This window comes from Pseudomonas sp. WPR_5_2 (assembly GCF_003634475.1).
Taxonomy (GTDB): Bacteria; Pseudomonadota; Gammaproteobacteria; order Pseudomonadales; family Pseudomonadaceae; genus Aquipseudomonas; species Aquipseudomonas izuensis.
In genome coordinates this window covers 83432-96916 of record NZ_RBLA01000002.1, presented here as the reverse complement: position 1 = coordinate 96916, position 13485 = coordinate 83432, and the positions used below count along the sequence as shown (strand labels likewise).

At 60.1% G+C, this 13485-nt stretch carries 13 protein-coding genes; 5 read left to right on the top strand and 8 right to left on the bottom strand.

Going from position 1 to position 13485, the window contains the following annotated elements; genetic code table 11:
- Nucleotides 1-94 precede the first annotated feature (94 nt).
- The 3 genes from BJ917_RS09115 to BJ917_RS09105 form a co-directional block, all read right to left on the bottom strand.
- Nucleotides 95-1078: a FecR family protein gene (locus BJ917_RS09115; protein ID WP_096509932.1), complete on the bottom strand. Its 984-nt coding sequence runs from the start codon at nt 1076-1078 to the stop codon at nt 95-97.
- Nucleotides 1079-1142: 64 nt separating this feature from the next.
- Nucleotides 1143-1643: a sigma-70 family RNA polymerase sigma factor gene (locus tag BJ917_RS09110; RefSeq protein ID WP_121103160.1), complete on the bottom strand. Its 501-nt coding sequence runs from the start codon at nt 1641-1643 to the stop codon at nt 1143-1145.
- 186 nt (nt 1644-1829) lie between these two features.
- Nucleotides 1830-3224 carry an MFS transporter gene (locus BJ917_RS09105; protein WP_096509930.1) on the bottom strand — a complete coding sequence of 465 codons (1395 nt, stop codon included), beginning with the start codon at nt 3222-3224 and terminating at the stop codon, nt 1830-1832.
- A gap of 407 nt (nt 3225-3631) precedes the next feature.
- Here BJ917_RS09105 and tynA point away from each other — a divergent pair, with 407 nt between their 5' ends.
- Nucleotides 3632-5911, top strand: a complete 2280-nt coding sequence (gene tynA, locus BJ917_RS09100; protein WP_121103159.1) for a primary-amine oxidase — start codon at nt 3632-3634, stop codon at nt 5909-5911.
- A gap of 120 nt (nt 5912-6031) precedes the next feature.
- Here the strand turns inward: tynA and BJ917_RS09090 are convergent, their stop codons facing one another.
- The gene (locus tag BJ917_RS09090; protein WP_096509928.1) at nt 6032-6340 is read right to left on the bottom strand and encodes a cupredoxin family copper-binding protein; all 309 of its coding nucleotides are present in this window, start codon (nt 6338-6340) and stop codon (nt 6032-6034) included.
- A gap of 13 nt (nt 6341-6353) precedes the next feature.
- Nucleotides 6354-7322 carry a metallophosphoesterase gene (locus BJ917_RS09085; RefSeq protein ID WP_096509927.1) on the bottom strand — a complete coding sequence of 323 codons (969 nt, stop codon included), beginning with the start codon at nt 7320-7322 and terminating at the stop codon, nt 6354-6356.
- A gap of 154 nt (nt 7323-7476) precedes the next feature.
- On the opposite strand from BJ917_RS09085, the gene BJ917_RS09080 reads away from it, so the two are divergent.
- Together BJ917_RS09080 and BJ917_RS09075 are read left to right on the top strand one after the other, a co-directional pair.
- On the top strand, nt 7477-7989 hold the full coding sequence (locus BJ917_RS09080; RefSeq protein WP_121103157.1) for a sigma-70 family RNA polymerase sigma factor: 513 nt from the start codon (nt 7477-7479) through the stop codon (nt 7987-7989).
- Nucleotides 7982-8725, top strand: coding sequence for an anti-sigma factor (locus BJ917_RS09075; protein WP_121103156.1), 744 nt, complete (start codon nt 7982-7984; stop codon nt 8723-8725). Before BJ917_RS09080 ends, BJ917_RS09075 begins: the two co-directional genes overlap by 8 nt.
- A 138-nt stretch (nt 8726-8863) precedes the next feature.
- On the opposite strand, the gene feaR is transcribed toward BJ917_RS09075, so the two are convergent.
- The 3 genes from feaR to paaY all read right to left on the bottom strand — a co-directional run bounded on the left by feaR (nt 8864) and on the right by paaY (nt 11526).
- Nucleotides 8864-9778 carry a transcriptional regulator FeaR gene (gene feaR, locus BJ917_RS09070; protein ID WP_096509924.1) on the bottom strand — a complete coding sequence of 305 codons (915 nt, stop codon included), beginning with the start codon at nt 9776-9778 and terminating at the stop codon, nt 8864-8866.
- A gap of 64 nt (nt 9779-9842) precedes the next feature.
- A complete protein-coding gene (gene paaX / locus BJ917_RS09065) occupies nt 9843-10766 on the bottom strand; it encodes a phenylacetic acid degradation operon negative regulatory protein PaaX (protein ID WP_096509923.1) in 924 nt (307 codons plus the stop codon).
- 163 nt (nt 10767-10929) lie between these two features.
- The gene (gene paaY / locus BJ917_RS09060; protein WP_096515261.1) at nt 10930-11526 is read right to left on the bottom strand and encodes a phenylacetic acid degradation protein PaaY; all 597 of its coding nucleotides are present in this window, start codon (nt 11524-11526) and stop codon (nt 10930-10932) included.
- A 349-nt stretch (nt 11527-11875) separates the two neighbouring features.
- Between paaY and paaF the strand changes: the two genes are divergently transcribed.
- Both paaF and paaG read left to right on the top strand, forming a co-directional pair.
- Entirely contained in the window at nt 11876-12649 is a 774-nt protein-coding gene (gene paaF / locus BJ917_RS09055) for a 2,3-dehydroadipyl-CoA hydratase PaaF (RefSeq protein WP_096509922.1), read from the top strand.
- A gap of 42 nt (nt 12650-12691) precedes the next feature.
- Nucleotides 12692-13483, top strand: coding sequence for a 2-(1,2-epoxy-1,2-dihydrophenyl)acetyl-CoA isomerase PaaG (gene paaG / locus BJ917_RS09050; protein WP_096509921.1), 792 nt, complete (start codon nt 12692-12694; stop codon nt 13481-13483).
- The last annotated feature ends 2 nt before the right edge of the window (nt 13484-13485 follow it).

Genomic DNA, 13485 nt, shown 5'->3' with positions numbered 1-13485 from the left:
AAACGTAGTCCTGTGAATCGCAAGAGTGTGCGCTTGTTAATGCAAACCAGTTGCAGTTAAACAGGAAGACGATGAACTCGAAAAAAACCTGAATTTATTTTGAAATTATTTCCTGGCTGCCGTCATCGAGGGTGCGCACGGCCACCGGAAGGATGCTCGGCAAGGCCTTGAGCAACGCATCGGTGTTGTCGGACTTGAACACGCTGGTCAGGCGCAGATTACCCACCGCCGCATTGCCGACCTTGAGTGGCTGCTCCCGATAACGCGAGACCTGTTCGGCGACATCGGCCAGGCTGGCGTTGTTGAACACCAGTTTGCCGCTGCGCCAGGCCGTCATTTCCGATGGATTCACCGCGTAGGCGGCCGCGACCTGGCCCTGGGCATCGACATGAGTGCCCATACCCGCAGTGAGACTGACGAAATCGTGATCGGCCGCCGAGCGTCCCTGGACCTTGACCGTGCCCTGCTCCACCACCACCCGGGTCTCGGCGCTGCTGCGACGCACATCGAAGCGCGTCCCGGTGACCGTGACCCTGGCGCTTGCGGCTTCAACGACAAACGGCCGGCGGGTGTCATGCTGGACGCTGAACATCGCCTCGCCTTCGGTCAACTCGATGCCGCGCCGGTTCTTCTCAAAATGCACCTCAATCCTGGTACGGCTGTCGAGGTCGACCACCGAACCATCCGGCAAGGCCACCTGGCGACGCTCGCCCAGGGCTGTGGAAAACTCCGCCGTGTAGGACGACGATTGATTCAAGCCGCTGAACAGTCCAAAACCGACCGCCACCGCCAACACACTGGCAGCCACCGCGTAACGCATCATCGGGCGACGTTTGCCGCGAGTCGGCGCTTCTTCACACAGCGCCCGCAGTCGTGCCGCCGGCAGCAGGTCGGCGGCTTTCCACAGGCCCTGGAGCAAGTCGAATTCGTTTCGGTGTTGGGGATGTTCGTTCAACCAAATGTCGAACTGGCGATGTACATCGACATCGACGGCGGGTTCCTGCAAACGCACAAACCACTGCGCCGCCTCATCGCGAACCGTTGTTTGCCCGCACGCACAATCACGAGTATCCATCATGGAAGTTCCTGTTTGGCCGGGGGTGAAAAGTCGCACCGCATCATGGTGTAGGAGTTCGCGCGCATCATGAATGCAGTCCTTCCAGGCGGTCGCGCAGATGCCGCAGCGTGCGGATCATATACTTTTCCACCATGTTCCTGGACAGTCCCAGGCGTTCGGCGATTTCGGCCTGGGTCAGGCCTTCGATTTTCTGCCAGACAAACACCTTGCGGCAGTTGACCGGCAGCTCGGAGAGCGCCCGTTCGATGGAGTCGGCCAATTGGATCGCATGCATGTAATGCTCCGGGTCGCCGGATGACGACACACTTTCATCGATCGCCTCTGACTCCATGGCGCCCCGCCGATCCTCACGCCGATAACCATCCACCGCGATATTGCGCGCGGTCTGGTGCAGATACGCCCGGGGTTGCTGTACCGCCGCCGAATCGGACTCAAGCACACGCACAAAGGTATCGTGGGCCAGATCCTCGGCCTGCTGACGATTTCTCAGGCGACGGGTCCAGGTGCCAACCAACTCTTCGTAATGCTCGAAAAAGCCATGTCTGCGGGGCAGCTTGGGGGTCATTGCGGCATGCTGTGTAAACGGGGCGTGAATAGTAATGCTTCTTATTAAACCGAAGCAATCGTTTGCCGCCCCGCGGCAAAACCTGACCTGCAAAAAACAGAACACCAGACAAACAAAAGGCCGCTGATTGCTCAGCGGCCTCGTTCAATGCGAAGGGTTACAACGACACGCCGTCGAAGCCCTCACTCACAGATCGGTAATTTCCTTGTGACGAGGCACCAGCATCTTCATCACGCTCCACGCCACCAGGTAAGCCACGGCGCAGATGGCAAACATGATCATGTAGCCGGTACGGATGTCGCCGACCGATTTGTAGTAGTCAAACACCCAGCCACCGAGCTTGGTCAGCAGCACGCCGCCCAATCCACCCGCCATGCCGCCAATGCCGACCACGGAAGCGACGGTCTTTTGCGGGAACATGTCCGATACGGTGGTGAAGATGTTGCATGACCAGGCCTGATGCGCCGACGCGCCCACACCAATCAGCAATACCGGTACCCAGACACTGATGTGGCCAAACGGCTGCGCCAACAACACCAGTAGCGGGAACAGGGCAATCACCAGCATGGCTTTCATACGGCCGTCATACGGAGCGTCGCCGCGTGCCATGAAGTAGCTGGGGAACCAGCCGCCACCGATACTGCCCACCATGGTCATGCTGTACAACACGGCCAATGGCACCACGATGGCTGCACCTTTGAGGCCGTACTGCTCCGACAGGTAGGTCGGAAGCCAGAACAGGAAGAACCACCACACACCATCGGTCATGAATTTGCCGAACGCGAACGCCCAGGTCTGACGGTATTTCAGCAACTGGAACCAGGATACTTTTTTGCCAACGCCCGTCGACACGGGGGCGCTAGCGTCCAGATCACTGCGGATGTGTGCCAGTTCGCTCGCCGACAGGCGCTTCTGCTGTTCCGGCTTTTCATACAACGCCAGCCATACGCCCATCCAGATGAAACCCAGCATGCCGATCACGATGAATGCAGCTTGCCAGCCCCACATGGCAGCGATCAGCGGCACGGAAATCGGTGCCAGGATCGCCCCGACGTTGGCGCCGGAGTTGAAGATGCCGGTGGCGAAGGAGCGTTCCCTCTTCGGGAAATATTCAGCGGTGACCTTGATGGCGGTCGGGAAGTTGGCCGACTCACCCACCGCCAGCACGGCGCGCGCCAGCATGAAGCCGGCGATCGAGACCGGGATGACCGCAATGCCGAGCGCGCCGGAGATGGCGGCGATGCCCTCGCCCATCGGCTCTGCGAACGCGTGCATGACCGCGCCGGTCGACCAGATACAGATCGCTGCTACAAAAGCGGCCTTGGTGCCGATCTTGTCGACCACACGGCCGGCGAACAGCATTGAAATCGCGTAGGTGAACTGGAAGACAGCGGCAATGTTGGCGTAATCGGTATTGCTCCAGCCAAATTGCCTCGACAGATCCGGCGCCAACAGACTAAGGACCTGGCGGTCCAGGTAGTTGACGGTGGTCGCAAAAAACAACAGCGCACAGATGGTCCATCGAAATTTGCCGACAGCTTGGCCGACGCGTTGCGCGGTGATGGGCTCGTTCAGATTCATGGTGGTGTCGACGCTCTTTTTATTTTTAGAAGTACAATCTCAGTCGTCATACGTCGTCATATGACTTGTTGAATTTATAGCCACCCTCGTACAGAACGTCAACAAAAAACCCTTTCCACGTGATCGGCATTACCGCTTAAAAAATTCGTGACGTCGTCGAATACCGTAATAAAATTGGCAAAAACACTGGAAACACCACCTACTTTCGCTCATTTTTTCAGTGCTTTGAAATAGTTGATGATCATAAATAGTCGTACGACAACATATGACATCGCTAATCGCATTCCCCCCACTACGCTAAATCAGGCACAGATCCAAAGGATTTTGGCAGCAATTCCAATGCAGCCATTCACCGGCTGTAGCAAAGTGCGGGTATGCCAGTCACCGGCTTTTCGAAGGAACCCAGAATGTTCACCTCACTTGCATTGCGAAACAGAAAACCACTTGCCCGACTCGCGCTGGCCATCACCCTGGGCCTGTCTTTCTGGGCGGGCAATGCACAGGCCCATGGCGGTCACGCCGAGATGGTGCCGCTGCAAGCGGGGCTCGAGGAGTTTGGCGCCACGGTCAAATGGGACGACTACGCCAATCTGTTCACCATCGCCAAGGACGGGGTGTATCTCAAGGTCAAACCGAACAGCAAAGTGGCGATGCTCAACGGCAAACGCATCGAGCTGACAGTGCCTGTGGTGTTCAAGGACAAAACGGCGTTCATGTCCAAGGACTTCATCAACCAGGTGTTTCAGTCCGGCCTGGACACCACCTTTGTCGTGGAAACCCGGCCTAACCCGCTCAATCCGTTGAGCGTGGAAGAAATCACTACGGCGGTGGACATCGTCAGGAAGTCCGAGCACTACCAACCCGGGTTCCGCTTCACCGAAGTCTCGGTCAAGGCGCCGCCCAAAGATCAGGTGTGGAATTTCGTCTACACCGGGCAAAACGTCGCCCAGCCGCGCGAGGCCTCAATCGTGGTGCTCGACGGCAAGCATGTGATCGAGGCGCTGGTCGATCTCGACAGCAAACAACTCAAGTCCTGGAAGCCAATCGAAGGCGCCCACGGCATGGTGCTGCTGGACGACTTCGCCACGGTGCAATCGGCCGTCGAGGCCAGCCCGGAATACGCCCAGGCCCTGGCCAAGCGCGGCATCAACGATGTGAAAAAGGTCGTGGCCACGCCGCTGACCGTCGGTTACTTCGACGGCAAGGACGGCCTGGCGCAGGACAAGCGCCTGCTGAAAATCGTCAGCTACCTCAATACCGATGACGGCAACTACTGGGCGCACCCGATCGAAGGCCTGGTGGCGATTGTCGATCTGGAGCAGAAGAAGCTGATCAAGATCGAAGACGAAGCGCTGATTCCGGTGCCGATGAAGCCGACCCCCTATGACGGACGCGGACGCAAGGGCGTGTCGGTCAAACCGCTGGAAATCACCGAGCCCGAGGGCAAGAACTACACCATCACCGGCAACAGCATTCACTGGCAGAACTGGGATTTCCACGTCCGCCTCGATTCGCGCGTCGGCCCGATCCTCTCCACCGTCACCTACGACGACAAGGGCAAGAAACGCAAAATCATGTACGAGGGCTCGCTGGGCGGCATGATCGTGCCTTATGGCGACCCGGATGTCGGCTGGTACTTCAAGGCTTACCTCGATTCCGGTGACTACGGCATGGGCACCCTGACCTCGCCGATTGCCCGTGGCAAAGACGCCCCGGAAAACGCCGTGCTGCTGGACGCGACCATCGCCGACTACACCGGCGCGCCGACTGCGATCCCGCGCGCCATGGCAGTGTTCGAGCGCTACGCCGGCCCGGAATACAAACACCAGGAAATGGGCCAGCCCAACCTGAGCACCGAGCGGCGTGAACTGGTGGTGCGCTGGATCAGCACCGTCGGCAACTACGACTACATCTTCGACTGGGTCTTCCAGCAGAACGGCACCATCGGCATCGACGCCGGCGCCACTGGTATCGAAGCGGTCAAGGGCGTGAAGTCGAAAACCATGCACGAGGACACTGCCAAGGAAGACACGCGCTACGGCACCCTGCTCGACCACAACATCGTCGGCACCACGCACCAGCACATCTACAACTTCCGCCTGGACATGGACGTGGACGGTGAAAGCAACTCGCTGGTGGAAGTGAACCCGGTGGTACTGCCCAATGACCGTGGCGGCCCGCGCACCAGCACCATGCAGACCGAAACCAAAGTGGTCGGCACCGAACAACAGGCCGCGCAGAAATTCGACCCGTCGACCGTGCGCCTGCTGACCAACTTCAGCAAGGAAAACAAGGTCGGCAACCCGGTGTCCTACCAGTTGATCCCTTACGCCGGCGGCACGCACCCGGTGGCCAAGGGCGCCAACTTCGGCAAGGACGAATGGCTGTACCACCGCCTGAGTTTCATGGACAAGCAGCTGTGGGTGACGCAGTACAACCCGGAGGAGAAGTACCCGGAAGGCAAGTACCCGAACCGCTCGGACAAGGACTCGGGCCTGGGGCAGTTCACCCAGGACAACCACGCCATCGAAAATACCGACGACGTGGTCTGGCTGACCACCGGCACCACCCACATCGCCCGCGCCGAAGAGTGGCCGATCATGCCGACCGAGTGGGTACATGTGCTGCTCAAACCATGGAACTTCTTCGATGAAACACCGACGTTGAACCTAAACGCCCCGAAATAACGCAACCACCCAAAAACCTGTGGGAGCGAGCCTGCTCGCGAAGGCGTCGTGTCAGTCGACATTAATAGTGAATGACACACCGCATTCGCGAGCAGGCTCGCTCCTACAAGGGATTGTGGGTTATTGGGTCACCACAATCTTCCCGATCATCTGCGGATGCAGCGCACAAAAATACTCATATTCCCCCGGCGCGTTGAACACCCAGGAATAACTGTCCCCCGTATCCAGCGCCCCCGAACGAAACACCTTGTGGGTTTCCGCCACCGTGTGCGGGACCTCGTCGTCGTTCACCCACGTCACTTTGGTACCCACGGGCACAGTCATGTCCTTGGGCCCATACATGAATGCCTTGATATCGACTTTCACCTCCTGAGCCCACACCGGCATCGACAACATCAGGCAGAGCACCGCCAACAGTCGCGTTTTCATCAGCCCCCCTCCCCTAAACCAGTGTCGAATCGATCAGCGCCAGCGGATGATCACCCTGCGTCGCCCGTACATCGGTGATCCCCAGGTAATTGCGCAATTGATCCGCCGCCACCGTCATCGGCCCCGGTGACGGCGCCGCACCCGGTGCGGGTTGTGGATAAGCCGTGCCCCGGGCCGTGTGGAAGGTGATATTGCCTTCGACCTTCTGGATGACTTGATGAATATGCCCGTTCAATACCGTCACCGAACCGTACTTGCGCAGCATGGCGATGGCCTGGTCACCGTCCTCGGTCCCCCAACCCCACGGCTGATAAATCGTCCACAGCGGAATGTGGGTAAACACCACGATCGGTGTACTGCTCGATACCGCGCGCAGGTCATCGGCCAGCCACGCCAGTTGATCGGCGCCGAGGGTCGCTTCATGGCCCGCCTGGAAGTTGAAGACATTCACCAGTGCAATGAAATGCACGCCGTGGTCGTCGAAGCTGTACCAGCCATTGCCTTGGGTGCCCTTGCCGTAACGTTGCAGATAGAGTTTGCCGCCGCCCTCGTCGAGGGTGTCGTGCTCGCCCGGCACGTAATGCACGGTGGAGGGCAGGCCTTTGAGCAGCTGTGCGGCGGTGTCGAACTCTTCGGGCTTGGACAGGTGGGTGATATCGCCGGTGTGCAGGATCAGCGAAGGCTGTTTCGGCAGCGCGACGACCCTGTCGATGGCCACTTGCAAGGTCTTGACCGGTTCCGGGTTGGCCTCTTTGTTGAAGCCAATGTGCGAGTCGCTGATCTGCACAAAGTGGAAGGTGCTGGCCAGTGCCTTGGGGTCCGAGACCTTGCCCGTGTCATCCAGGGCGAAGGCCCGTGGAATGCCGCCGGACAGGGCCCAGATGACGCCCGCCCCCGCCCAGGCCGAACATTTGAGGAGCGTTCGGCGGTCCGGGTTCAAGGGGCCGTCGACGCGTCGTTGGTGTCTTGAATGAATGTTCATCGGTATTCCCTCGCAGGCGTTCTACAGTGATGCAACTGACACGAGTTAAAACCGGATGGGATGGGACTTTATTCCCGATCGAAAAAAACATTTTTTCCAGGGAATAAAACATAACGCGGCACAGTTATAGAGGCGGGACAGTGCGGGAATCACTATGAAGCGATTTGAGGAATTGTTTGCGCCCCACCTGGACGCCGCCTACAACCTCGCGCGCTGGCTCACCGGCCAGGACAGCGCCGCGCACGATGTCGTCCAGGAAAGCGCCTTGCGCGCCTTCAGGTTTTCGCAACGTTTCGCCGGCGGCAACGCCAAGGCCTGGTTTCTCACGATCGTGCGCAACGAGAGCTACACCTGGCTCAAGGCCTCGGCCGGGCACCGTTGGGTCGCTTTGGGCGACGGGTTTCCCGAAGACGACGACACGCCGAGCCACGGCCAGACCCCGGAACTGCTGGCCATTCACACGGAAAACGCAGCGCTGATCCAGCAGGCCCTGTGCGCCCTGCCTCCTGCGTTTCGCGAGGTGATTGTTCTGAAGGAGCTCGAAGACATGCCCTACAAGGACATCGCCCTGGTGGTCGACATCCCCATCGGTACCGTCATGTCGAGACTGGCCAGGGCTCGCGCCATGCTTAAACTCGAACTACTGAAGTTGCACGATCATGAATGAACTCGACTGCACGGTTTGCCAGACGCTGATACATGGCTATCTGGACAAGGAACTCGATCCGGCGACGGCGGCGAAGGTGGCCGGGCATTTGGCCGGGTGTGCCGAGTGCGCACGGTTGCATGATCAGGCCCGGTTGCTGCTCGCCGGCGTTAAGCAGAGTGCGGTGTATTACAGGGCGCCGGCGTCGCTGGCCGCCAGTATTTTCCCTGATGAGCCCCCAAAACCCCGTTTCATCGAGCGCTGGCGAACCTGGTTCGCTCCGGCGTTTTCAGCGGCGGCGCTGGCCCTGGCGATGGTGCTTTATGTGGCCACACCAGGCGCCCAACAACCCTTGATGGACGAAGCGGTGTCCAGTCACGTCCGATCATTGATGGGCGAGCATTTGAACGATGTGGTGTCGTCCGACCGCCACACCGTGAAACCCTGGTTCACCGGCAAGCTCGACTTCTCGCCGCCGGTGTTCGACTACTCGGCGCAGGGTTTTCCGCTGTTGGGTGGGCGTCTGGATTATCTGCAACATCAGACCACGGCGGCCCTGAGTTACGGGCGCAACAAGCACATCATCAATGTGTTTATCCTGCCCACGGCGGAGGCCGACAAACCACGACAGAGCGAGACGATTCGCGGCTTCAACGTCGTATCCTGGCAAGAGAACCACATGCGCTTCGTGCTGGTTTCGGACTTGGAGAAAAGCGAGCTGGAGGCGCTCGGCCAGTTGCTCAAAAACGGTGCCTGATTCAGTTGGCCCAACACCCACCCCTGTGGGAGCAAAGCTTGCTCGCGATTGGGTCGTGCCAGTCGACAACCATTTAGCTGACACTCCATCGCGAGCAAGCTTTGCTCCCACAGGATTACGCGGTGTTCTGGCGAACCATCATGCATGCTGCTTACGGTATTCCCCCGGCGCAATGCCGAAGCGCGATTTGAACGCCGTGGAGAAGTAGCTCGAATCGGAAAACCCCCACGAATACCCCAGCACCGACAACTTCTGCTCCTTGCTCGATTGGCGCAGGGATTCGGCGCACAGGTCCAGGCGACGGTTCTTGATGTAGCGCGCCACCACCAGGCCCTTCTTGGCAAACATCCGGTACAGGCCACGGGTGGACATGCCGACTTCTCGGGCCAGCCATTCCGGGCACAGTTCTTCGGAGCGGATGTGCTGGTCGATGAAACTCAGGGTCTTGCGGAAGGTGCGCTCGTGCAGATCGGTGCAATCGTCGGCCTGACTGATGGCCGGACGCAGCAGACTGACAATCGCCTCCAGGGTCGCTTCGCTCTCCTGGCGACTCAGTTCCGGCTGGCGCGTGGCGTCGAGAATCAAGCGATGCGAGAGCATCGCGATGGGCGATGTCCCGGCAATCCGATGGCCGCACCTGACCTGGTTGAAGCGCAGGGTCTGCTCCACCAGTTGCGACGGCAGGATCAGCGACAATTGCCGGGAGTTTTCGCTGTAGGTGAAATCGCTGGGCCGCGCGGCATCGATCAGCGTGATGTCGCCAGCGGACAGCAACACCTTGTCGTCGCCCTGGGCCATGCCTGCCGTGCCGTCGAGCTGGAATACGGCAAAGTATTTGCCGCCCTCGCCCGCCGCCACTTCCTGCGGCGTGCGGTACAGCCGCGCCTGGCAGACATCGACGAAGCTGAGCTTGAGCGCATCACTGCGGTATTCCCGGATCTGCCCGGCAAAACCGGCGCCCAGGGGTTGTGCGTTAAAGGCGCCGCAGATCTGGTTGATCTGATGGATCCACTGATCGAACCCATCCTGGCGCTGTGCAATTGTAGAAATCATGGCAGGCCTCACGCAGGCTTATTGTTATTGTCTACGTCAATCCCTGAGCGTGTCTGACAGCGGGTTATTTCAACCCGCCAAAGCGTCGATAAAAACTCTCGCCCACGTCCGGCAACGGGCCGTCGGCAGTTTCCAGTGCACTGTTGAGCCATTCCTCGGCCTTGGCGTAAATCAAACGGTAAATGTTGCGGCACAACTGGCGAGCCGCGCGCCCTTCCCAGTCGCCGGGCAACAGCTCGTCCGGCAATTGCGGATCGCGCAGCAGCAGTTTGCGGTATTCGTGAATCAGCAGAATCCGTGCCAGGAAGCAGTCCGCCGGTTGCAGGTTTTCCTGCTCGCGAAGCGCTTGCCAGAGCGGCCGGAACAACTGGATGAACTCGCTGTAGTGGGTCGCCAGTTCCTCGATGTTCCAACTCTCGCGCACCTGCAGGCGCAGGGCCTTGGAGGCCAGCACGTCCTGGGCGGTGGTTTCGAAGACAATGGTTTCTTCCAGGGCGCCAAGGTCGAGCAAGGTCGCGTTGACGTCGGTGCGGTCGCTGCGCGGGCAGGCCAGCACCGCCGGCGAAATCGCACCAAAACCTTGCCACTCCAGTTCTTCACGCACTTGTTTGCGCTTGTCCTGGGTCAGTTGCGAGAGCATCACCAGGCACCAGGAACCATCCCAGGCCGGCATGCTGGTGCTGTAGACCCGCTTGAACGCCTTGTCGAAACGCCGGCGACCGGTACCGGTCAGGCTGTAGTAACTGCGCCGGCCGACCTTCTCGGCCGTCAGCCAGCCTTCCTTGGTCAAACGGAAAATCGAGGTGCGGATCAGCCGCTCATTGATGCCGATCGGTTCGAGCAATTGAATCAGGCTACCCAGCCACACGGTACCGCCATGGGGTTCGATGGCATCACCGTACAAGGTGATGATCAGGGAGCTGGCGCGGATCGGCGTCTGCTCCTGGAAACGGGTGATCAGATGGTTCAGGGGTGTCAGGGACGACATGGGCGTACCGGGCTAAAAAAAGAAAAGGAATATACCGAAAGCCAACTGATTAAGCGCAGCCCCCTTGTGGGAGCGAGCTCGCGAAGGCGGTGTGTCAGTCTCCATCAATATTGAATGTCAGACCGTACTCGCGAGCAGGCTCGCTCCCACAGGGGATCGAGGTTCATAAGGTATTGCCCTTGGGCCGCAACCCACGGTCACTCATACGCGGTCGATCCGCTTCCGGCGCGGCCAGCGGTTCACACTCCTGCATCTGCGTGAGGCACCGCTTGGCCAGCTCTTGATACTCACGGGTACCCGCCTGTTTCCACGCCACTTCCTGATCACTCAGGGTCCGTTTGATGCTGGCCGGCGCGCCCATCACCAGCGATTGCTCGGGGCATTCGAAACCGGCCTTGACGAACGCCGCCGCCGAGACGAAGGACCGCGGGCCGATGCGCGCGTTGTCCATCACCACTGCATTCATGCCTACCAATGCATCGGCGCCGATCCGGCAACCGTGCAATACCGCGCCGTGGCCGATGTGACCGTTGCGCTCGACCACCGTGTCACTGTCCGGGAAGCCGTGCATCACGCAGGTGTCCTGCAGGTTGGCGCCCTCTTCCAGCACGATCCGCCCGAAGTCACCGCGCAGGCTCGCCAGCGGCCCTACATAGCAATGCGCACCGATGATGACGTCACCGATCAGGACAGCCGTCGGGTGCACATAAGCAGTGGGGTCGATCACCGGGGTCAGGCCATCGAGGCTGTAGCAGGTCATGGCGGCTTCCTTTACAAAGCGATGCATTTATTGACTCAATTTGTATCACATCGCTTTTATCAGCACAAAGACAAAAAAGCGTATCACTTGAAAAGCCCGGGATGCGCCCACCCCACCCACCGCTCTAAAACACCACTAAAGCCAATAAATACGGGGAAAAAACCCATACAACCGATTAGCCGATACAGGCTTCCGAAAACCACAAATCCGACAATAGGACACATCAAATCAATTTTTGTATTGCATTTGCGTATCACGTTGCAGGTATACTCCGGCAAAACCGGCCCCTGCGGCCGATCCAATAACAAGCCGGCACTCCCGCCGTGCGTACACCGTGAGGGCAACCGCCGTGCCTCAAACCCTGACCGTCGAAACGCTCGACACTGGCGTGCGCCTGATTACCCTGCAGCGCCCACAGGCGCTGAATGCCCTGAACACCCAACTGCTGGGCGAACTGGCCGACGAACTCGCCGTCGCCCAGGCCGATCCCGACACCCGCGCCGTGGTCATCACCGGCAGCCGCAAGGCGTTCGCCGCCGGTGCCGACATCAAGGAAATGGCCGAACGCGACCTGGTGGGCATCCTCGACGACCCGCGCCAGGCCTCGTGGCAAGCCATCACCCGCTTCAGCAAACCGCTGATCGCCGCCGTCAACGGCTTCGCCCTGGGCGGTGGCTGCGAACTGGCGATGCACGCCGACATCATCATCGCCGGCGAAGACGCGCGCTTCGGCCAGCCGGAAATCAACCTCGGGATCATGCCCGGCGCCGGTGGCACCCAACGCCTGCTGCGCGCCGTCGGTAAATCCATGGCCATGCAGATGGTGCTGACCGGCGAGCCGATCGATGCCCGCCAGGCGCAACGCGCCGGCCTGGTCAGCGAAGTCACCCAACCGGAATTCACCGTCGAGCGCGCCCTGCAAGTCGCCCGCGCCATCGCCAGCAAGGCCCCACTGGCCGTGCGCCTGGCCAAGGAAGCGCTGCTCAAGGCCATGGACACCGACCTGGCCAGCGGCCTGCGATTCGAGCGCCACGCCTTCACCGTGCTGGCCGGCACCCGCGACCGCAACGAAGGCATCGCGGCGTTCCAGGAAAAACGCACGCCGACCTTTACTGGCCAGTAATCAACAACGAATTCGTACGACCTCTTAGAGAGCGCCCACAACATGAACTTCGAACACATCCTGTTTTCCATCGACGCTGGCGTGGCCCTGCTCAGCCTCAATCGCCCGGATCAACTGAACAGCTTCAACACCCAGATGCATGGTGAAGTGAAGGAAGCGCTGAAACAGGTGCGGCAGAACCCCGACGTGCGCGTGTTGCTGCTGACCGGTGAAGGCCGCGGCTTCTGCGCCGGGCAAGACCTGAGCGACCGCAACGTCGCGCCGGGCAGTGCCGTGCCGGACCTGGGCGAATCCATCGAGAAGTTCTACAACCCGATGATCCGCCAGCTGCGTGACCTGCCGATGCCGGTGATTTGCGCGGTCAATGGTGTAGCGGCAGGCGCAGGCGCGAACATTCCACTGGCCTGCGACCTGGTGCTGGCGGCGCGTTCGGCCAGTTTCATTCAAGCCTTCTGCAAGATCGGCCTGATCCCCGATTCTGGCGGCACCTGGACCTTGCCACGGCTGGTCGGCATGGCCCGCGCCAAGGCTTTGGCCTTGCTCGGCAACCGCCTGACCGCCGAACAGGCCGAGCAATGGGGCCTGATCTACCGCTGCGTGGACGACGCCGAACTGCGTGACGAAGCGCTGAAGCTCGCGCAACACCTGGCCACCCAGCCGACCTACGGCCTGGCGCTGATCAAGCGCAGCCTCAACGCGAGCATGAGCAACAGCTTCGACGAACAGTTGGAACTTGAGCGTGACCTGCAACGCCTGGCCGGGCGCAGCGAGGATTACCGCGAAGGTGTCAGCGCCTTCATGGAAAAACGCACCCCAAGTTTCAAGGGGCGTTGAGT